The sequence below is a fragment of the Lentzea tibetensis genome (genome assembly GCF_007845675.1).
GTDB lineage: Bacteria > Actinomycetota > Actinomycetes > Mycobacteriales > Pseudonocardiaceae > Lentzea > Lentzea tibetensis.
On record NZ_VOBR01000006.1, the window covers coordinates 129,390 to 148,337 of the forward strand.

The 18,948-nt window shown below is 69.2% G+C and carries 19 protein-coding genes; 8 read left to right on the top strand and 11 right to left on the bottom strand.

From position 1 onward, the window contains the following. Positions 1-69: 69 nt before the first annotated feature. On the bottom strand, positions 70-1,014 hold the full coding sequence (locus FKR81_RS11040; protein WP_146350905.1) for a DUF389 domain-containing protein: 945 nt from the start codon (positions 1,012-1,014) through the stop codon (positions 70-72). Then, a complete protein-coding gene (gene aspS, locus FKR81_RS11045) occupies positions 1,014-2,783 on the bottom strand; it encodes an aspartate--tRNA ligase (protein ID WP_146350906.1) in 1,770 nt (589 codons plus the stop codon). Before aspS ends, FKR81_RS11040 begins: the two co-directional genes overlap by 1 nt. A gap of 177 nt (positions 2,784-2,960) precedes the next feature. Here aspS and FKR81_RS11050 point away from each other — a divergent pair, with 177 nt between their 5' ends. From FKR81_RS11050 to FKR81_RS11070, 5 genes are all read left to right on the top strand, one after another. Further along, positions 2,961-4,082, top strand: coding sequence for a nucleoside 2-deoxyribosyltransferase domain-containing protein (locus FKR81_RS11050; RefSeq protein WP_146350907.1), 1,122 nt, complete (start codon positions 2,961-2,963; stop codon positions 4,080-4,082). Beyond that, a complete protein-coding gene (locus FKR81_RS11055) occupies positions 4,082-4,582 on the top strand; it encodes a GNAT family N-acetyltransferase (RefSeq protein WP_146350908.1) in 501 nt (166 codons plus the stop codon). The genes FKR81_RS11050 and FKR81_RS11055 overlap by 1 nt, the downstream gene beginning before the upstream one ends. Before the next feature lie 169 nt (positions 4,583-4,751). After that, positions 4,752-5,423, top strand: a complete 672-nt coding sequence (locus FKR81_RS11060; RefSeq protein WP_146350909.1) for a response regulator transcription factor — start codon at positions 4,752-4,754, stop codon at positions 5,421-5,423. Next, a complete protein-coding gene (locus FKR81_RS11065; RefSeq protein WP_146350910.1) occupies positions 5,420-6,850 on the top strand; it encodes a sensor histidine kinase in 1,431 nt (476 codons plus the stop codon). Before FKR81_RS11060 ends, FKR81_RS11065 begins: the two co-directional genes overlap by 4 nt. A gap of 46 nt (positions 6,851-6,896) precedes the next feature. Then, complete coding sequence (locus FKR81_RS11070; protein ID WP_146350911.1) at positions 6,897-7,199, top strand: hypothetical protein; 303 nt, start codon at positions 6,897-6,899, stop codon at positions 7,197-7,199. Here the strand turns inward: FKR81_RS11070 and FKR81_RS11075 are convergent. From FKR81_RS11075 to FKR81_RS11090, 4 genes are all read right to left on the bottom strand, one after another. Then, on the bottom strand, positions 7,171-7,962 hold the full coding sequence (locus tag FKR81_RS11075) for a class I SAM-dependent methyltransferase (RefSeq protein ID WP_146350912.1): 792 nt from the start codon (positions 7,960-7,962) through the stop codon (positions 7,171-7,173). The two genes, FKR81_RS11070 and FKR81_RS11075, sit on opposite strands and share 29 nt — an antisense overlap. A gap of 60 nt (positions 7,963-8,022) precedes the next feature. After that, positions 8,023-9,192: a S8 family peptidase gene (locus FKR81_RS11080; protein WP_146350913.1), complete on the bottom strand. Its 1,170-nt coding sequence runs from the start codon at positions 9,190-9,192 to the stop codon at positions 8,023-8,025. Positions 9,193-9,298: 106 nt separating this feature from the next. Continuing rightward, a complete protein-coding gene (locus tag FKR81_RS11085) occupies positions 9,299-10,378 on the bottom strand; it encodes a S8 family peptidase (protein WP_146350914.1) in 1,080 nt (359 codons plus the stop codon). 67 nt (positions 10,379-10,445) lie between these two features. Then, the gene (locus FKR81_RS11090) at positions 10,446-11,618 is read right to left on the bottom strand and encodes a S8 family peptidase (protein WP_146350915.1); all 1,173 of its coding nucleotides are present in this window, start codon (positions 11,616-11,618) and stop codon (positions 10,446-10,448) included. Positions 11,619-11,799: 181 nt separating this feature from the next. Between FKR81_RS11090 and FKR81_RS11095 the strand changes: the two genes are divergently transcribed. Continuing rightward, positions 11,800-12,660, top strand: a complete 861-nt coding sequence (locus FKR81_RS11095; RefSeq protein WP_146350916.1) for a helix-turn-helix domain-containing protein — start codon at positions 11,800-11,802, stop codon at positions 12,658-12,660. Between the two features lie 41 nt (positions 12,661-12,701). Here FKR81_RS11095 and trxA read toward each other — a convergent pair whose 3' ends face one another. Together trxA and FKR81_RS11105 are read right to left on the bottom strand one after the other, a co-directional pair. Next, the gene (trxA, locus tag FKR81_RS11100; RefSeq protein WP_146350917.1) at positions 12,702-13,028 is read right to left on the bottom strand and encodes a thioredoxin; all 327 of its coding nucleotides are present in this window, start codon (positions 13,026-13,028) and stop codon (positions 12,702-12,704) included. Continuing rightward, entirely contained in the window at positions 13,028-13,405 is a 378-nt protein-coding gene (locus FKR81_RS11105) for a MerR family transcriptional regulator (protein WP_146350918.1), read from the bottom strand. Before FKR81_RS11105 ends, trxA begins: the two co-directional genes overlap by 1 nt. A 92-nt stretch (positions 13,406-13,497) precedes the next feature. Between FKR81_RS11105 and asnB the strand changes: the two genes are divergently transcribed. Further along, a complete protein-coding gene (asnB, locus tag FKR81_RS11110; protein WP_146350919.1) occupies positions 13,498-15,423 on the top strand; it encodes an asparagine synthase (glutamine-hydrolyzing) in 1,926 nt (641 codons plus the stop codon). Here asnB and FKR81_RS11115 read toward each other — a convergent pair. Next, positions 15,413-15,802, bottom strand: coding sequence for a helix-turn-helix domain-containing protein (locus tag FKR81_RS11115; protein ID WP_146350920.1), 390 nt, complete (start codon positions 15,800-15,802; stop codon positions 15,413-15,415). The two genes, asnB and FKR81_RS11115, sit on opposite strands and share 11 nt — an antisense overlap. A gap of 67 nt (positions 15,803-15,869) precedes the next feature. Between FKR81_RS11115 and FKR81_RS45620 the strand changes: the two genes are divergently transcribed. Continuing rightward, entirely contained in the window at positions 15,870-15,998 is a 129-nt protein-coding gene (locus tag FKR81_RS45620; protein ID WP_268891549.1) for a hypothetical protein, read from the top strand. Here the strand turns inward: FKR81_RS45620 and FKR81_RS11120 are convergent. Together FKR81_RS11120 and FKR81_RS11125 are read right to left on the bottom strand one after the other, a co-directional pair. After that, positions 15,976-17,118, bottom strand: a complete 1,143-nt coding sequence (locus tag FKR81_RS11120; protein ID WP_146350921.1) for an acyl-CoA dehydrogenase family protein — start codon at positions 17,116-17,118, stop codon at positions 15,976-15,978. The two genes, FKR81_RS45620 and FKR81_RS11120, sit on opposite strands and share 23 nt — an antisense overlap. After that, positions 17,115-18,944 (bottom strand): acetyl/propionyl/methylcrotonyl-CoA carboxylase subunit alpha, encoded by a 1,830-nt coding sequence (locus FKR81_RS11125; RefSeq protein WP_146350922.1) that lies wholly within the window; start codon positions 18,942-18,944, stop codon positions 17,115-17,117. Before FKR81_RS11125 ends, FKR81_RS11120 begins: the two co-directional genes overlap by 4 nt. Between the last annotated feature and the right edge of the window lie 4 nt (positions 18,945-18,948).

The following is an 18,948-nucleotide window of genomic DNA, read 5'->3' on the forward strand; positions in this document are numbered from 1 at the left end:
AACGGGCCCAGGCGACGATCACGACCACTTGTTGATAACGGCTCGTTCCGTTTCCGAATTCGCACACGTTCACCCACTGGACAGTGGACGTGTTGTCACACCATCCGTTGCCCCACGCCTGCGGATCAACAGGACCAACGCGGCGGCGGCGACAATACCGATCAAGTTGATGAGCAACTGGAGCAGTGACTTGCCCGCTCTGTCCCATTCCCCGAGAACCGACGCCAAAGCCGCATATCCGGCCGCGGGCACGGTCGTCACCGAGATGAAGACGCCGACCAGCGCCGCGGACTTCGCGGACGTCAGCGACAGCACCCCCGCCGCACCCGCCAGCATCGCCACGATCAGCGAGTACGCGCTGAGGTCGTAGATGAAGTCCACCTGGTGCTGGTCGCCGAACACCGCGGCGCGGTCGAACAGTCCGGTGAACGCGCCGGCCAGCGCGAACACGGCGGTGACCGCCATCGCGACCGGGAACCCGATCCCGAGCGCCACGGCCGCGCGTTTCACCAGGTCCCAGCGCCGCGCGACGAGCCCGACGGCGATCGCGGCGAGCGGGCCGAACTCCGGTCCGACGACCATGGCGCCGACGATCGTGACCGGTGAGTCGGTCGCGATGCCGACCGCCGCGAGCAGGCAGGCGATCGTCAGGAACGCCTGGAAGGTCCAGCTCGGCTTCGACTCCTCGCCGGTGCGGGAGATCAGTTCCTCCCACACGATCGCGTCCGACCCGTCGCCGGGCGCGGCCTCTTCGGCGCGGTCGGCGTGGTCGGACAGCGACGTGTCGATCACTTCGAGGGTGACGCCGCCGTCGCGGTCGATGCCCAGCTCGCACAGCGCGGCCAGGATCTCGTCGGTGGCCTCCCTGGCGACGTCCGCTTCGACGAGATCGCCAGGGGGCTCGACGGCCGCGCCGCGCAGGAGCACCAGGTGGGTGGCTCCCGCGTGACGGCGCAGCACGTCGAGCGCCGCTTCGGTGCGCTCAGCCGGGCACACGGCCCGGAGGTGCAGCATTACTTCTGGTCGGGCTTCGCGTCGACGCCAGCTTCCTTGCGCTGCTGCGGGGTGATCGGCGCGGGTGCCGCGGTCAGCGGGTCGTAGCCGCCGCCGCTCTTCGGGAACGCGATGACCTCGCGGATCGAGTCCGCGCCCGCGAGCAGCATCGTGATGCGGTCCCAGCCGAACGCGATGCCGCCGTGCGGCGGAGCGCCGAACTTGAAGGCGTCGAGCAGGAAGCCGAACTTCTCCTGCGCCTCTTCTTCGGACAGGCCCATGATGGTGAAGACCCGCTGCTGCACGTCGGCGCGGTGGATACGGATCGAGCCGCCGCCGATCTCGTTGCCGTTGCAGACGATGTCGTAGGCGTAGGCCAGCGCGTTGCCGGGGTCCTCCTCGAAGCGGTCGATCCACTCCGGGGTGGGCGAGGTGAACGCGTGGTGCAGCGCGGTCCACTTGCCGCTGCCGACCGCGACGTCGTCACCGATCTTGTCGACGGCCTCGAACAGCGGCGCGTCGACGACCCACACGAACGACCAGGAGTTCTCGTCGATCAGGCCGACGCGCTGCGCGATCTCGTTGCGTGCGGCGCCGAGCAGCGCGCGGGCGCCGTCGCGCTCACCGGCGGCGAAGAAGATGCAGTCACCGGGGTTCGCGCCGACGGCCTTGGCGAGACCCTCGCGCTCGGCGTCGGTGAGGTTCTTGGCGACCGGGCCGCCCAGCGTGCCGTCCTCGGCGACCAGCACGTACGCGAGGCCCTTGGCGCCGCGCTGCTTGGCCCACTCCTGCCACGCGTCGAGCGTGCGCCGCGGCTGGTCCGCACCGCCCGGCATGACGACGGCGCCGACGTACTGCGCCTGGAACACGCGGAACGTCGTGTCCTTGAAGTACTCGGTCAGCTCGGTGAGCTCGAGGTCGAAGCGCAGGTCCGGCTTGTCCGAGCCGTACTTGGCCATCGACTCGGCGTAGCTGATCCGGCGGATCGGGCCCTCGATGTCGTACCCGATCGTGCCCTTCCACAGGGCCTTCAGGATCTTCTCGGACAGCGCGATGACGTCGTCCTGCTCGACGAAGCTCATCTCGATGTCGAGCTGGGTGAACTCGGGCTGCCGGTCGGCGCGGAAGTCCTCGTCCCGGTAGCAGCGCGCGATCTGGTAGTACCGCTCCATGCCGCCGACCATGAGCAGCTGCTTGAACAGCTGCGGCGACTGCGGCAGCGCGTACCAGGAACCCGGACGCAGCCGCGCGGGCACCAGGAAGTCGCGGGCGCCCTCGGGGGTGCTGCGGGTGAGCGTCGGCGTCTCGATCTCGACGAACTTGTCGGCGTGCAGCACCTCGCGGGCGAGGCGGTTGACCTCGCTGCGCATCCGGATGGCCTTGGCCGGGCCGCTGCGGCGCAGGTCGAGGTACCGGTGCTTGAGGCGGGCCTCCTCGCCGACCTCCAGGTGGTCGTCCACCTGGAACGGCAGCGGGGCCGCCTCGTTCAGCACCTCGAGCTCGGTCGCGTACACCTCGATCGCGCCGGTGGCGAGGTCGGTGTTCTCGCTGCCCTCGGGCCGCTTGGTGACGTCGCCGACGACCTTGACCACGAACTCCGAGCGCAGCCGGTGCGCCCGCTCGGCCATCTCGCCCTCGCGGAAGACCACCTGGGCGACACCGCTGGCGTCGCGCAGGTCGATGAAGATGACACCGCCGTGATCACGCCTGCGAGCGACCCACCCGGTCAGGGTGACGGACTGCCCGGCGTGCTCGGCCCGGAGTGACCCGGCCTCGTGCGTGCGCAACACGGTGGTGGCTCCTCTTAGTTCAAAGCGTGTGGTCGGTCAAGGCTAGCCAACGCCCCCCTTGGCATATTCACCAGGTTTCTCGACCACGACCCCGCGGTCGTTCAGACCTGACGCCGGTGATCCACATCACGGCAATGCACTGGCAGGGCGACTCGTCGCACTTCTACGGTCTTCACCGTGGCCAACATCGTGATCGTCCACGCGGGTGAGTCACCCCCGGAGACCTGGGACGCGAGCCTGTTCCTGGCAGGCCCGACCCCGCGCTCGGCCGACGTGCCGTCGTGGCGTCCCGCGGCGCTGCGGGAGCTCGTCTGGGAGGGACCCGGCACGCTGGCGGTGTTCGTCCCCGAGCCGCGCGACGGTTCCGTGTGGCCGGACTACACGTCGCAGATCACCTGGGAGCTGCACTGGGGCGACCGCTGCGACGTGGTGCTCTTCTGGATCCCGCGCGGACCCGGCATGCCCGCGCTGACGACCAACGACGAGTTCGGCAGGTGGAAGGACAGCGGCCGGGTCGTGCTCGGCACGCCACCCGCCGCCGAACACGTGCGCTACCAGCGCGAGTACGCGACGACGCACCGCATCTCGCTGTCGGACACCCTGCCGGACACCGTGGCCTCCGCACTGAGCCTGCTGACGCCCGGCGCGACCCGCGCCGGCGGCGAGCGGCACGTGCCGCTGCTGGTGTGGCGGACGCCGTCGTTCCAGTCCTGGCTCAGCCGGGTGCGCGAGGCCGGCGACGAGCTGCGGTCCGGCAGGCTGGAGTGGACGTGGCGGTCCGGCAGGTCCCTGTTCCTCTGGGCGTTCCACGCGCAGCTGTACGTGGCGTCCGAGGACCGCGTGAAGTCCAACGAGGTCGTGCTGTCGCGGCCGGACATCGCGTGCGTGGTCGCCTATCGCCGGGCGTCGGTCCCGCTGGACACCGAGGTGGTGCTGGTGCGCGAGTTCCGCTCGCCCGGCGGGTTCGTCCACGAACTGCCCGGCGGGTCGAATCCGGCCCCGATGCCGATGCTCGAGCTCGCCGCCGTGGAGCTCGCGGAGGAGACCGGCGTGCGGGTGCCGCTCGACCGGCTCCGCGCGCACCACCACCGGCCGCTCGCCGCCAGCTTCTCCGCACACCGGCAGCACGTGTTCTCCGTCGAGCTGACCGCCGACGAGATGGCGCGGCTGCGGCCCGCGGGCAACCACGACGAGTCCGAGCGCACCTACCCCGAGGTGCACCGGCTCGGTGACCTGCTGAAGAACGGCGCGACGGACTGGACCACCCTGGGTGCGCTCGCGGAGGTGGTGTTCTCGTGATGGAGCGGTTCACCCCGGACCAGGCCGAGGAGCTGGCCGACTTCCTGACCTCGTCGGACTGGCCGTTCCACAGCCGTGTCCCCGACCGGTCCACGGTCCTGCGGCAGGTCGCGGACGGCCACTGGGACGGTCCGTCCGCGCAGACGTTCTGGATCGAGCGTCGTGGCGTCGTGCGGCTGTTCGACCTCGACGACGGCTCGCCGTTGTTCGACCTGCGCATCGCCGCCGCCGAACGCGGTCGCGGGCTCGGTTCGCGGGCCGTCGGGTGGCTGACCGGGTACCTGTTCGAGACGCTGCCGGCCAACCGGGTCGAGGCGACCACCAGGGCGGACAACCACGCCATGCGCGCGGTGCTGGCGAAGCACCGCTACGTGCTCGAGGCCAGGTACCGGCAGACGTGGCCGGACCGCGCGGGAGTGCTGCACGACGGCGTCGGCTACGCGGTGCTGCGCCAGGACTGGGATTCGGGCTCCGTCACGCCGGTGAACTGGGAGTTTTGACGAGGTGGCGGAACGGTCCCCCTGACCGCGTGCCCGCCACCTCGTCCCCCCGGTCCGTGGATCCCCTTGTCCACGCCGCAGAGCTTGGCACCGCCAACCTGAAGTGACGCTGAACGATCCTGAACCGGATTTCAGGACTGGATCATGGCTGATGCGGCACCCTGCTCCCATGCGTGTGCTCGTGGTGGAGGACGACCGGCGCCTCGCCGACCTGCTCGTCCGCGGCCTGACCGCGGAGGGTTTCGCGGTCGACGTGGAGCGGAACGGCACGGACGGGCTCTGGCGGGCGCGTGAGCACCCGTACGACGTGATCGTCCTGGACATCATGCTGCCGGGCCTGAACGGCTACCGCGTGTGCAACGAGCTGCGCGAAGCTGGCGTGTGGACGCCGATCCTGATGCTCACCGCGAAGGACGGCGAGTTCGACGAGGCCGAGGGGCTCGACACCGGCGCGGACGACTACCTCACCAAGCCGTTCTCCTACGTCGTGCTGGTGGCACGGCTGCGCGCGCTGGCGAGGCGGTCGAGAACGGCGCAGCCCGTGTTGCTGCGGGCCGGTGACCTCGTGCTGGACCCGGTGAGCCGCGAGTGCCGCCGGGGCACCACGCCGATCGACCTGAAGGCGAAGGAGTTCGCCGTGCTCAACTACCTGCTGCGACACGCGAACGAGGTCGTGACGAAGTCCGAGATCATCGACGGCGTGTGGGACGCGGCGCAGGATCCGGACCCCAACCTCGTCGAGGTGTACATCAGCGCGTTGCGGCGCAAGATCGACGCGCCGTTCGACCGGCGGTCGATCACGACGGTGCGCGGCGTCGGCTACCGGCTGGTGGACCGATGAGGTCGTTGCAGGTCAAGGTGACCGTGCTGGCGACCGTCATCACGGCGTTGCTGCTCGGTGCGGCGACCGTGCTCGTCGCCTACTCGTTGCGCGACCAGATCGAGCGGCGCAGCACGGACGACTCGCGGATCTCGTACCTCTGCACGCCAGACGGGTGCACGGAGATCCGGTCCCTCGAGATGATGCTCATGCCGAAGCGTCAGGAGTTCGTCCGCTACTCGACGACGTTGGTGGCGCCCGAGCTGTCGTTGTGGCCGTTGAGCGACCCGGCGGCGACGCCCTACTTCGTACTGGGAACCGAGGAACCGAGCCGGCCTGACCCGCGCGGCGGCGTCGCGCGGGCGCAGGAGGAGCTGAACTTCTCGGTGCTGATGGTCGCCGGCATCGCGCTGTCGATCACCTCGCTGGTCGGCCTGATGGTGTTCGCGACGACCGGGCGGGTGCTGCGGCCGGTCGAGGCGATGCGCCAGGAGCTGGCCGAGATCAACGAGAACAACCTGACCCGCCGCGTGCCCGTGCCGGACATGGACAACGAGATCATGCGGCTGGCCGTGACGATCAACGAGACCATGGACCGGGTGCACCGCGCGATGGAGGACACCCGCCGGTTCGTCGCGGACGCGTCGCACGAGCTGCGCAGCCCGCTCGCCGCGCTGCGGGCCGAGCTGGAGATCGCGCTGTCGCACCCGAAGCTCGCGGACTGGCCCGCGGTCGTCAGCAACGCGCTGGACGACGCCGAACGCCTCCAGGAGCTGACGACCGACCTGCTGCTGCTCGCGCGCCTCGACGCGGAGGCCGCGCTGCGCGAGGAACCGGTGGACCTCACCGCCGTCGTGCAGCGGGAGGTGGTGCGGCGCAGGCTGACCGAGGTCGAGCTGGTGACGGACGTCGAGGCGCGCCCGGTGCTCGTCGCCGGCCGTCGCGCGCAGCTGTCCCGGCTGCTCGGCAACCTGCTCGACAACGCAGAGCGCCACGCGTCGTCCACGGTGACCGTCCGGCTGCGCGGCGGCCCCGAAGCGGTGCTGGAGGTGACCGACGACGGACCGGGAATCCCGTTGCCGGACAGGGAACGCGTCTTCGACCGGTTCACCCGGCTCGACGACGCGCGCACGCGTGACGCGGGCGGCGCGGGGCTCGGACTGGCGATCGCCCGCCGCATCGCGTCACGCCACCACGGCACCCTGGAGGCCACCGACGCCGCGGACTTCCACGGAATCCGTTTCGTGGCAACACTTCCCGCGGGCGAGCCGACGCAGGTGCCGACGGCGTCCACCGCCCCGCAGCGGACCGGGGACGACGTGTGGCAGTTCGTCAACGGCTCGTTCGTCGCCGTGCACGCGCACCTCCCCGAACCCCGTGAGCCGGTAGCCGAGAAAGGACTGGAGCTGGCGCTGATCTTCGGTGAGCACGAGCCGGTGCCCGTGTGACCGCGTTTCCCCTGTCGGCCGGAGCCACCGGCACTAGCCTGCGCACATGCGGATCTTCCTGACCGTCTTCGGCATCGTCGTGCTGGCGTTCAGCGCCTGCTTCGCGTCCGTGCTCGGCATCCTGGCGTTCACGCCGACGATGTCCTGCACGGGCCGCGACACCGGCGCGTGCGCGTACGGGCAGCTGCCGATGTGGCTGATGCTGATCGGCCCGTGGGTGATCGGGGTCGGAGCGAGCCTGGCGACCTGGGTCCGCACGCCGAACGGTCCGCGCCCCTACTGGCCGTGGATCGGCGTCGTCCTGATCATCGGTCTCTTCCTCACCGCGACGGGGATCGCCTCGTCGTAGCGAGCCGCACGCGGTAGGTCCACCACCACGGCTTGGCCGTGGCGAGCCTGCGTTCGGCGACCTCGCGCAGCGCGGCCAGGCCGATCTCCTCGTCGCTGTGCCCCGCGCGTTGCAACGCGACGACACCTCCCTGACTGCCCGCGATCTCCATCAACCGGGTCACGTCACCGGACTCCTCGTGGTGCAGGCAGATCTCGGCGACGTGGGCGAAGCTCGCGCGCAACCGGTCGACGTGCCCGACCTTCTCCGCGTACGCGGGACGCAGCCCCGCCGAGCCGTCCAGCGCGCGGTGCACCCGTTCGAACTCGCGGTACGCGGCGTCCACTTCGGCGTCGACTCCCGGCGGCCAGTCGCAGTCGTACGCCGCGAACACGCCGCCCGGCCGCAGCAACCGCTTGATCTCGGGGAAGACCGTCTCCGGGTCGAACCAGTGCAGTGCCTGGCTCGCCGTCACGACGTCCGCGCACGCGTCCGGCAGCCCGGTCGCCTCCGCCGTCCCGCCGACCAGCCGGACGTCCGTTCCCGCGAACCGCCGTTCCGCCACCGCGCGCATGTCGGCCGACGGCTCGACCGCGGTGATCGACGACGCGACTCCTTGCCACAGCGCGGAAGACGTCCCGGTACCGGCACCGAGGTCGACGACGTCCGGCGCGTCCACGCCGATCCACTGCCGGACCACGGCGACGATCTCGCGCGGTGGCCTCGGCCTGGCGCGGTCGTACAGCTCGGCGAAACCCGTGAACCTGGAAACGGCGTCAGTCATGAAAACCACCCTGACAGCACGGGTGCGCTGTCAGGGTGGTTTCAGCGATCTATCGCACTATCAGGCCGTCGGGGCCAGGTACAGCAGTCGGTTCGGGGAACCGGTGCCGGGGTTGGTGACCTTCGACGGGGTGGACTGCGCCACCAGGTAGGAAGCCACCTGCGCCGGGGTCGCCGTGCGGTTGGCCTGCAGGTAACGCGCGGCCGCGCCGGCCACGTGCGGGGTCGCCATCGACGTGCCGGAGATGGTGTTCGTGGCGCTGTCGCTGGTGTTCCACGCCGACGTGATGCCCGAGCCCGGCGCGAAGATGTCCAGCACCGCACCGAAGTTCGAGTAGGACGCGCGGGCGTCGGTGCGCTCGGTCGCGCCGACGGTGATCGCCTCGGTCACACGAGCGGGCGAGAAGGTGCTCGCGTTGGCGTTGCTGTTGCCCGCCGCGATCGCGAACGTGACGCCCTTGGCGATCGCGTTGCGGACCGCGGTGTCGATGGACGTGTTCACGCCACCGCCGAGCGACAGGTTGGCGACCGCGGGCTTGACGTGGTTGTTGGCCACCCAGTCGATGCCCGCGACGACACCCGCGAGAGTGCCGCTGCCCGCGTTGTTCAGCACGCGCACGCCGTAGACGGTCGCACCCTTGGCGACGCCGTACTGCGAGCCCGCGATGGTCCCCGCGACGTGCGTGCCGTGGCCGTTGCCGTCCTGCGCCACCGCGTCGTTGTCGACGAAGTCGTGACCGTTGCGCGCGCGGCCACCGAAGGTCGAGTGGCTGATGCGCACACCGGTGTCGACGACGTAGACGTTCACGCCGCTACCCGTCGAGGTGTAGCTGTACGAACTGTTGAGCGGCAGGTTCTTCTGGTCGATCCGGTCGAGGCCCCACGAGGGCGGGTTGGTCTGGGTCGCCTGGGTGTGCACGACCACGTCCTGCTCGACGTACTCGACCGAGGGGTCCGCGGCGAGCTTGCGGGCCTGCGACTCGGACACCTTGACGTTGAAACCGTTGATGCTGCTGAAGTTCCGCTCGATCCGAGCGCCGTGCTTCGCGGCGACCGCGCCTGCCGATGTACCGTCCTTCAGCTTCACGATGAAGCTGCCGGCCACCTTCTCCGCGTCCGACGAGCGGATCTCGCCCTCGGCGGCGGAAGCTCCGGGCGCGATGAGGACGGACACGGCGACGGTCGCCACGCCGACTCCGGCCAGGAACCGGGTCATTCGTGTGTCACGCATTGAGTTGATTCCGTTCGTTGCAGGGTTTGCAGGGGACGAACAGATCGGAGCGTAAGCAGAAGACCCGGTTCCCATCAAGGAATCCTATGGAATGGACGGTCTTGACTCAGCCGATTTCAATGGGAGGCCAGTAAAGAATACGGTTGACGGGTGGCGTGCCTGGAGTGGCCATGGTAGTGAGAGCGCTCTCTACCTGGGCCGGTGTGGCCTTGGGGTTGAACTGCAGGAACCTGACCGCGACTCCGGCCGCGTGCGGCGCGGCCATTGAGCCGCCACTCAGCACCCGGCTGTCCGTGTCATTCGTGATCCAGGCGGACGGAATGTTCACACCGGGCGCGTACAAGTCAACAGCCGGCCCGTAGTTCGAGAACGGAGCCTTCGTGTCGGTCTGCGTCAGCGCGCCGACGCAAATCACTTCCTTCACGCTGCACGGCGAGAAGTTGCCCGCGTCGGCGTTGCTGCCACCCGCGGCGCCGACGTAGGTGATGCCGGACTTGATGGAGTTCAGCACCGCGGCGTCCATCGCCGCGGACCTGGGTCCACCGAGCGACATGTTCGCCACGGCGGGCTTCACCGCGTTCTTGGTGACCCAGTCGATGCCCGCGATGACACCGGCGATCGTGCCACTGCCGGTCGCGCCCAGCACCCGCACGCCGTGCACCGCGGCGGTCTTGGCCACGCCGTACTTGGTGCCGACCGCGATGGCGGCGACGTGCGTGCCGTGCCCGTTGGGGTCCTCGGCGACCGGGTCGTTGTCGACGAAGTCCCAGCCGTCGCGCGCCCGTCCGCCGAAGTCCACGTGCGTCTTGCGGATGCCGGTGTCGATCACGTACACGTTCGTGCCGCGCCCGGTGCTGGTGTAGGCGTAGCGCTGGTCGAGCGGCAGCTTGCGCTGGTCGATGCGGTCCAGGCCCCACGGCGGGTTGTACTGGACGGCGGTCGCGTGCACGACGTGGTCGCGTTCCACAGTGGACACGTTCGGGTCAGCCGCGAGCTGACGCGCCCTCGTTGAAGTCATGCGCGCGCTGAACCCGTTGAGAACGTTCGTGTACACGTGGTCCTTGGCTCCGCTGAAGGACGACACGGCGCCCTCCTTCAGAACCACGACGTACCGGTCGGTGGCGGCGCCCGCGGGTGTGACCACGACCGCCGCGGCCAGTACGGCGACTGTCAGCAGGGATCTCATGATTTTCCTTTCACACAGGGGAAAAGCCCCGGCTCGTGCCCGAGCCGGGGCCGTCTTGCAGCGGAAATCAGGAGGTGGGTGCGAAGTGGAGCAGGCGGGTCGTCGTGCCCGCTCCGGGGTTGGTGACCTTGTTGGGCGTGGCCGCGGCGACGATCGCCGCCTCCACCTGTGCGGGCGTCTGGTTGAACCCGCCCTGCAGGTGGCGAGCGACGACACCGACGACGTGCGGCGTCGCCATCGAGGTGCCGGAGATGGTGTTCGTGGCCGTGTCACTGGTGTTCCACGCCGACGTGATGCCGGTGCCGGGCGCGAAGACGTCGACGATCGGGCCGAAGTTCGAGAACGACGAACGACGGTCGGTGATCTCGGTCGAGCCGACGGTGATGGCTTCCTTCACGCGGGCGGGTGAGGTGTTCGCCGCGTTGGTGTTGGCGTTGCCCGCCGCGACCGCGAACGTGACGCCCTTCAGGATGGCGCCGCGCACGGCCTGGTCGAGCGCGGTGTTCGCGCCGCCGCCGAGAGACATGTTGGCGACAGCCGGCTTGACGTGGTTCGTGCCCACCCAGTCGATGCCCGCGATGACGCCGGCCAGCGTGCCGCTGCCCTGGTTGTTCAGGACGCGGACCGCGTGGATGGTGACGTCCTTCGCCACACCGAACGTCGTGCCGCCGATGGTGCCGGCGACGTGCGTGCCGTGGCCGTGGCCGTCCTGCGCGACGTTGTCGTTGTCGACGAAGTCACGGCCGTTCTTGGCGCGGCCACCGAAGTCGCGGTGCGTGATCCGCACACCGGTGTCGAGCACGTAGGCGTTCACGTTCTTGCCGGAGGAGTTGTAGGTGTACTTCTTGTCCAGCGGCAGGAGGCGCTGGTCGATGCGGTCGATGCCCCAGGAGGGCGGGTTGACCTGGGTCGCCTGAAGTCGCATGACCTGGTCGACCTGGACGTACTCGACGGCCGGGTCCGCGGCGAGTCTGCGCGCCTGGCGCTCGCTCATCTTGACCGAGAAACCCTTGATGGTGCTCGAGTACACGTGCCCGACCTGTCCGCCGAACTTCGCGGCGAGACCGTTCGCGTTCGCGGAGAGCACGTCGTCACGCATCTTGACGATGTAGCTGCCCGGAACCACTTCCGCGCCGTCAGCGGCGCTGATGTTGCCTTCGGCCGCCTGTGCGGGCCCGGCGACCATGGTGAGTGCCGTCGCGATGACGGCGGAGCAGAGCAGGGATGCTGTCTTGCGCATTCGCCTAGTCCTTGCCTCGCAGGGTCGTGCAGGGATCCAATCGAGACTATTGGCGGCGTAATAGTTCTCCAGGCAACAAGATTTCCCAATTTTGATTCACGGGAAAACCGCCGATCGGCTGTACCGCGACGTCTTTTCAGCCGGTACGTTCACAACTCGGCGTGGGCGAAACGGAGGGGTGATGCTCACCATTTACCCGCCTCGCGAGGAGTTGGCCGATCTTCTCGTCAAGGGTCCGTTCGCCGAGGCCCTGCGCGCCGCGATCCAGGTCAGGGGCCTGAGCCTGGAACGCCTGCGGCACAAGCTCCGCACCCGCGGCGCGCCGATCAGCATCACCGCTCTCAGTTACTGGCAGTCCGGCCGCCGCAGGCCGGAACGCCCTGAATCGTTACGCGCACTCGCACAACTCGAGGAAGTTCTCGATCTCCCCGAGAACGCGCTCAGCAGACTGCTGGGCCCACCCCGCCCGCGCGGCCGAGTGCGCCCCCGCCAACCGGAACCGCGTGCCGCTTGGGACGACTCCGGCCTGACCTTGACCGGCCAGCACGACCGCGTCGAAACCGACCCGGACGGCAACGTCCGCGGCGTCCGCTCCCGTCAGCTGCTGCAGGCCTCGACGTCCGGCGTCGACCGCTGGGTCCTGTGCCACGACACGGGTTCCGCACTGGCGTCGGTGGCCGCCCTGCGCGGGTGCCGCGTGGGCAGGGTCGCCCGCGAACGAACCAACGGCGTTCTGGTCGCCGAGTTGTTGTTCGACCAATCACTCACCTCGGGCTCGTCGATCTCCATCGAGTACGAGCTGACCTATCCGGCCGGGACTCGTGAGCAGACCCACTTCCGCCGGTTCCCGCACCGCGTGCACGACTACGTGCTGGAGATCAAGTTCTCGCGTTCCCCTTCCCACTGCGAACAGTTCGCTTCCGGGGTTGGTGACGGGATGCTCGGCGGGGCTCGTCCCGTGATGGTCGACTCGTGGGGTTACGCGCACGCCGCGGCACTCGACTTCGGGCCCGGCGTGTTCGGCGTGCGCTGGGACTTCTAACGCTTTTCTTGTGACAAACAACGAAATCTGTTGTGGACTGACTAGCTCACCAGACGCAGCGCGGCGTCCAACTCCTCCAGCAGCCGCCCCTTGGGCCGCGCCCCCACGATCGCCTGCACCGGCTCCCCGTTCCGGAACAACATCAAGGTGGGCAGCGACATCACCTGGTAGGTCCGCATCACACCGGGGTTCTCGTCGGTGTTGACCTTGCGGATCACCAGCGAGTCGGCCCGCTCGACCTCGATCTCCTCCAGCACGGGCACGATCATGTGACAGGGCGGGCACCACTGGGCCCAGAAGTCGACCAGCACCGGCTTGTCCTGCTCCAGCACATCCGCAGCGAACGTCTCATCCGTGACTGCCAGCATCACTCAACCCCACAGGTTCCCGGGTGACGGGCGATAGCGCCCGCCAGCTTGGTCAACAACTCGCCCCGCACGACGGCGAGACGATCCAGCAGTGCGTCCACCTCGGCGAGTTTCCGCTGGTAGACCTCGATCGACGGCGCGCAGGAGTCGCCGGCGGGGTGTCCCGCCCGCAGGCACTCGACGAACGGGCGCGTGTCCTCCAGGGACAGCCCGATCGCCTGGAGCGACAGGATCTCCGACACCAGCCGCAGGTCGTCCTCCGAGTACTCCCGGTAGCCGTTCGACGACCGCCGGGCCCCGAGCAACCCCTGTGACTCGTAGAAGCGCAGTGCGCGTGTCGTCGTCCCGGCACGCTGGGCGAGCTCACCGATCCGCATGTCACCGACGTTAAACCTTGACCTCGACGTCAAGGCAACGGAAAAGCACGGGCATACTGGAACCGAACCCCCGACGAAAGGTGTTACTGCGCGTGTGCGGCCTGCTTGGACTGATCTGCGCCACCGAATCCGAGGCCGTCGCCGCGCGTGACGCCGTCGCGAACGCGCTGCGTTGCCAGCGGCACCGCGGGCCCGACGAGTCCGACACCTGGGCGGACGCCGAGGTCGTCTACGGGTTCAACCGGCTCGCGTTCATCGACGTCGAGCACTCGCACCAGCCGCTGGTCTGGGGGCCGCCCGAGGCGCCTGCCAGGTACACGCTGAACTTCAACGGCGAGATCTACAACTACCGCGAGATCCGCGAGCAGCTGACCCGGCAGTTCGGCACCCGGTTCAACACCGAGGGTGACGGCGAGGCGATCGTCGCCGCGTACCACCACCTCGGCGCGGCCGCGGTGCCGAAGCTGCGCGGCATGTTCGCGTTCCTGATCTGGGACTCGCAGGAGAAGGTCGTCTTCGGCGCGCGCGACCCGTTCGGGATCAAGCCGCTGTACTACGCGGCCGGTCTGGGCGGCGTGGCGTTCTCGAGTGAGAAGAAGAGCCTGCTCGAGCTGTCGCGGACGCTCGGTGTGCGCGAGGAACTGGACCGCAAGGCGCTGCAGCACTACCTGATCCTGCAGTACGTGCCGGAGCCCGAGTCGCTGCACGCGGGCATCCGCCGGGTCGAGTCGGGCACGTCGTTCCGGGTCGTGCCCGGTGGCGAGGTCGAGTTCACGCGGTACTTCCACCCGCAGTTCACCACGAAGCCCGCCGAGAACCCCGAAGAACTGTACGAGCGGATCGCGGACGTGCTGCGCGACTCCGTCTCCAAGCACATGATCTCCGACCCGGACGTGACGGTCGGCGCGTTCCTGTCCGGCGGCATCGACTCCACCGCGACCGCGACGCTGGCGAAGCAGCACAACCCGAACCTGATCGCGTTCACGAGCGGTTTCCAGCGCGACGGCTACTCGGAGGTCGACGTGGCCGCCGAGACGGCCGCGGCGATCGGTGTGCGGCACGTCGTCCGCAACGTGACGGCGGACGAGATGATGGAGGCGCTGCCCCTCATCACCTGGTACCTCGACGACCCGGTCGCGGACCCGGCGCTGGTGCCGCTGTGGTTCATCGCCCGCGAGGCGCGCAAGCACGTCAAGGCGGTGCTGTCCGGTGAGGGCGCGGACGAGCTGTTCGGCGGCTACACGATCTACGGCGAGGGCCTGTCGCTGGAGCCGTTCGAGAAGGTGCCCGGCGGCGTGCGCAAGCTGATGGGCAAGGTCTCCACCAAGATCCCGGAAGGCGTGCGGGGCAAGGACCTGCTGCGCCGCGGCGCGCTCACCATCGAGCAGCGCTACTACGGCAACGCCCGCAACTTCCGCGACGAGCAGCTCCGCGCGCTCATCAAGGACTACGACGAGTCCGTCGGCTTCATGGACGTCACCGCACCCTGGTACGAGGTCTCGCGCGACTGGGACCCGGTCGCGCGCATGCAGCACATCGACCTGTTCACGTGGCTGCGCGGCGACATCCTCACCAAGGCGGACAAGGTGACGATGGCGAACTCGCTGGAGCTGCGCGTCCCGTTCCTCGACCCCGAGGTCTTCAAGGTCGCCGCGTCCATCCCGGTCGAGCAGAAGCTCGCGCACGGCACCACGAAGTACGCACTGCGCCAGGCACTCGCGAAGATCATCCCCGGCCACGTGCTGAACCGCCCGAAGCTGGGCTTCCCGGTGCCGATCCGGGTGTGGCTGAAGGCCGAGATGTACGACTGGGCGCGCGGCATCATCGCCGACTCGCAGACCGACTCGCTGCTGGACAAGCGCGTCGTGCTCGACCTGCTCGAGGAGCACAGGGCGGACCGCTTCGACCGCAGCCGTCAGCTGTGGGCGGTGCTCGTGTTCATGCTGTGGCACGGCATCTTCGTGGAGAACCGGATCAAGGTCGACGTCCCGGAGCCGGTCTACCCCGTCAAGCTGTGACCGGTACTCCCACCACCACCGGGGCCGCCACCCAGTAGAGGACGACGAGCGCGAGCAGGCACGCCACCAGCACCTGGTGGTTCAGCTCGCGCTCGTCTCGTTCCACCTGCACGGGTACGGGCGCGGTGACCTCGTGCCACCGCCGCGTCCACGTCTCGACGTCGCCTCCGCACGCCCGCACGTAGGCCCGCGTGACCTCGAGCGTGGGCAGCTTCCGGCCGCCCGCAGCGTCCGACAGCGTGGTCGACGAGTAGTGCGCTCGCCGCGCCAGCTCGCGGTAGGTGGGGCTGCCCGCCTGCTGACGGAGAAGCCGCAGCTCGGCGGCGAACTCAGCGGCACCCGACCCGTCGAACTCCAGCGGTCGCTCTGATCTCGCCATGTCCGTGATTGTCCGGAGAACGTTGTCCGGCGTCCACCGGACAACGTTTCCGCACTACAAAGACCTCATGAAGAAGTTCATGACGAGAGCGGCAGCGCTGCTCGGCCTGATGGCCATGTCCACCGGGATGCCGGCACCGACCGCCGACGTGACAGCGGCACCGGCTCCGGTGATCAGTACGAACGCGGCAGCTTGAGCGTGTGCTGAGCGACGAAGTTCAGGATCATCTCGCGCGACACCGGCGCGATCCGCGAGATGCGTGAGGACGCCAGCAGCGAGGCGAGCCCGAACTCCGCCGACAGGCCGTTGCCGCCGTGCACCTGGATCGCCTGGTCCACCGCACCGGCAACGGCCTCACCGGCGGCGTACTTGGCCATGTTGGCGGCCTCGCCGGCTTCCTTGTCCAGTCCCGAGTCGTACAGGGCGGCGGCCTTCTGCGTCATCAGCCGCGCCAGCTCGGTCTCGATCGCCCGCTGCGCCAGCGGGTGCGCGAGGCCCTGGTGCGCGCCGATCGGCGCACCCCACACCGAACGCTCGCGCGCGTAGGCCGAGGCCTTGTCCAGCGCGCGCCGTGCGACACCGGTGGCCATGGACGCGGCCATGATCCGCTCGGGGTTGAGGCCGGCGAAGATCTGCTGCAGGCCGTGGTCCGGCGAGCCCACCACGGCGTCCGAGGGAAGCCGCACGTCGTCGAAGAACAGGGTGAACTGCTTCTCCGGTGACATCAGGTCCATCGGGATCTCCTGATAGGAGAACCCCGGAGAGTCGACCGGCACGATCACCAGCACCGGACCCGTCGACTGCACGGCCACCACCATCACGGCGTCGGCCTCGTCGACACCGGAGATGTAGTACTTGCCGCCGTTCAGGACCCACTCGTCGCCGTCGCGCCGGACGTTGGTCTTCAGCTTGTGCGCGTTGGAACCCGCATCGGGCTCGGTGATCGCGAACGCCATCTTCACCGAGCCGTCGGCGAAACCGGGTAGCCACTGGGACTTCTGCGACTCCGTGCCGAAACGCGAGAGAACGGTCGCGCAGATCGCGGGTGACACGACCATCATCAGCAACGGGCAGCCCGCCGCGGACAGCTCCTCGCACACCGCGGCGAGGTCACCGATTCCGCCGCCACCGCCACCGAACTCCTCAGGCACGGCGACGCCGAGGTAGCCGAGCTTCCCGGCCTCTTCCCACAGCTCGGTGGTCTTCTCGCCGGAGCGCGCCTTGGCCACGAAGTAGTCGTGGCCGTACCGCGAAGCGAGATCGGCGACGGCCTTGCGCAACGCGATGCGCTCGTCCGTCTCGACGAAGTTGGTCATGACTCCTCCACCACTACGAGCACGTCCCCTGCATTGACCTGTTGTCCCTGCGACACGAGAAGTTCGGCAACAACTCCGGCCGCCGGAGCGAGCACGCGGTGCTCCATCTTCATGGCTTCCAGCACCAGCAGCTCATCACCGACGGCCACGGTCTGGCCCGCCGCGACGGCCACCCGCACCACGTTGCCGGGCATCGGCGCCACCAGCGCACCGGGTGCGAGCACCGACTCCGGCGCCGGGAACCGAGGCACCTCGCGCAACGTCACGGAGCCGAGCGACGAGTCGACCTCGACGACATCTCCATAAACGGCAACGGAAAAGCGCGTCCGCACGCCGTCCAGATCCAAGGACACGACGTCCCGCGAAGCCTGAGCCGGGTCGTACTCCACCTCGACGACCTCGTCGCCGAACAGGTACCGCGCGGTGGGCTGCTGCGACCGCAGGTTGCGCCACCCCAACGGCAAGGCACCCACCCTGCGCTCGGCGGACTGCGCAAGAGCAGCCGCCAAGGCGAACGGGCGTGGATCGATCGGCGTACCCAGCGACCACTCGGAGAGAACTCCCGTGTGCGTCTCACCAGACAGAAAGCTGGGATGCCGCAGCACGTCGACCAGCAGTGAACGGTTGGTCACGAGGCCGTGGATGCGGGCGTCCGCCAGCGCACCGGCCAGCTTGCGGGCCGCCGCCGAGCGGGTGGGCGCCCACGAGATCACCTTCGCCAGCATGGGGTCGTAGTGCACGCTGACGAGCGAGCCGTCCTCGACGCCGCTGTCCACGCGCACGTCGTAGGGCACCTCGAACCGGTGCACCGTGCCGGACGACGGCCGCCAGTCGTGCGCCGGATCCTCGGCGTACAGCCGCGCCTCGATCGCGTGCCCGCGCGGCACGGGCTGTGCGGGCAGCGCTTCGGCCTCGGCGATGCGGAGCTGCCACTCGACGAGGTCGACGCCGTAGACGAGCTCGGTCACCGGGTGCTCGACCTGCAGCCGCGTGTTGACCTCCAGGAAGTGGAAGTCCCTGCCCTTCAACATGAACTCGACCGTGCCCGCGCCGACGTACCCGATCGACTCGGCGGCCGCGACCGCCGCTTCGAACAGCCGCGCGCGGATCTCGTCGTCGACGGCCGGTGACGGCGTCTCCTCGATGATCTTCTGGTGGCGGCGCTGGATCGAGCACTCGCGCTCCCCCAGCGTCCACACCGTGCCGTGCATGTCGGCGAGGATCTGCACCTCGACGTGCCGCGCCTGTTCCAGCAGCGGCTCGCAGAACACCGTGGAGTCACCGAAAGCGGACTCGGCCTCGCGCCGGGCACTCGCGATCTCGGACGCGAGTTCCGAACGCGAGCGCACGACGCGCATGCCGCGACCGCCACCGCCCGCCGACGCCTTGATCAGCACCGGGAACTCGGTGACCGTCTCGGGGTCGAGCTCGGGCAGCACCGGCACACCGGCGGCGGCCATGCGCTTCTTGGCGGCGACCTTCGAACCCATGGCCTCGATGGCGTCCGGCGCCGGGCCCACCCACAACAGCCCCGCAGCGCCAACGGAACGCGCGAAGTCCGCGTTCTCGGACAGGAAGCCGTAACCGGGATGCACGGCGTCGGCACCGGCCTGCCGAGCCGCGGCGATCAGCAGGTCGCCGCGCAGGTAGGTCTCGGTCGGCGAGGCGCCGGGCAACCGGACGGCCGCGTCCGCGAGCTTCGCGTGCGGGGCGTCGGCGTCCGGGTCGGAGAACACGGCCACCGTGCGGATGCCGAGGTCGCGGCACGTCCGGATGATCCGGCAGGCGATCTCGCCGCGGTTGGCGATCAGCAGCGTCTGAATCACGTCA

Coding starts and splice junctions, on each gene's coding strand:
- FKR81_RS11075 (WP_146350912.1), bottom strand. CDS start 7,962: ATGACTGACGCCGTTTCCAGGTTCACGGGTTTCGCCGAGCTGTACGAC.
- trxA (WP_146350917.1), bottom strand. CDS start 13,028: ATGCTGGCAGTCACGGATGAGACGTTCGCTGCGGATGTGCTGGAGCAG.
- FKR81_RS11120 (WP_146350921.1), bottom strand. CDS start 17,118: ATGACCAACTTCGTCGAGACGGACGAGCGCATCGCGTTGCGCAAGGCC.
- FKR81_RS11115 (WP_146350920.1), bottom strand. CDS start 15,802: ATGGCGAGATCAGAGCGACCGCTGGAGTTCGACGGGTCGGGTGCCGCT.
- FKR81_RS11105 (WP_146350918.1), bottom strand. CDS start 13,405: ATGCGGATCGGTGAGCTCGCCCAGCGTGCCGGGACGACGACACGCGCA.
- FKR81_RS11070 (WP_146350911.1), top strand. CDS start 6,897: ATGCGGATCTTCCTGACCGTCTTCGGCATCGTCGTGCTGGCGTTCAGC.
- FKR81_RS45620 (WP_268891549.1), top strand. CDS start 15,870: ATGAAGAAGTTCATGACGAGAGCGGCAGCGCTGCTCGGCCTGATGGCC.
- FKR81_RS11095 (WP_146350916.1), top strand. CDS start 11,800: ATGCTCACCATTTACCCGCCTCGCGAGGAGTTGGCCGATCTTCTCGTC.
- FKR81_RS11040 (WP_146350905.1), bottom strand. CDS start 1,014: ATGCTGCACCTCCGGGCCGTGTGCCCGGCTGAGCGCACCGAAGCGGCG.
- FKR81_RS11080 (WP_146350913.1), bottom strand. CDS start 9,192: ATGCGTGACACACGAATGACCCGGTTCCTGGCCGGAGTCGGCGTGGCG.
- FKR81_RS11060 (WP_146350909.1), top strand. CDS start 4,752: ATGCGTGTGCTCGTGGTGGAGGACGACCGGCGCCTCGCCGACCTGCTC.
- FKR81_RS11055 (WP_146350908.1), top strand. CDS start 4,082: ATGGAGCGGTTCACCCCGGACCAGGCCGAGGAGCTGGCCGACTTCCTG.
- FKR81_RS11085 (WP_146350914.1), bottom strand. CDS start 10,378: ATGAGATCCCTGCTGACAGTCGCCGTACTGGCCGCGGCGGTCGTGGTC.
- FKR81_RS11065 (WP_146350910.1), top strand. CDS start 5,420: ATGAGGTCGTTGCAGGTCAAGGTGACCGTGCTGGCGACCGTCATCACG.
- FKR81_RS11090 (WP_146350915.1), bottom strand. CDS start 11,618: ATGCGCAAGACAGCATCCCTGCTCTGCTCCGCCGTCATCGCGACGGCA.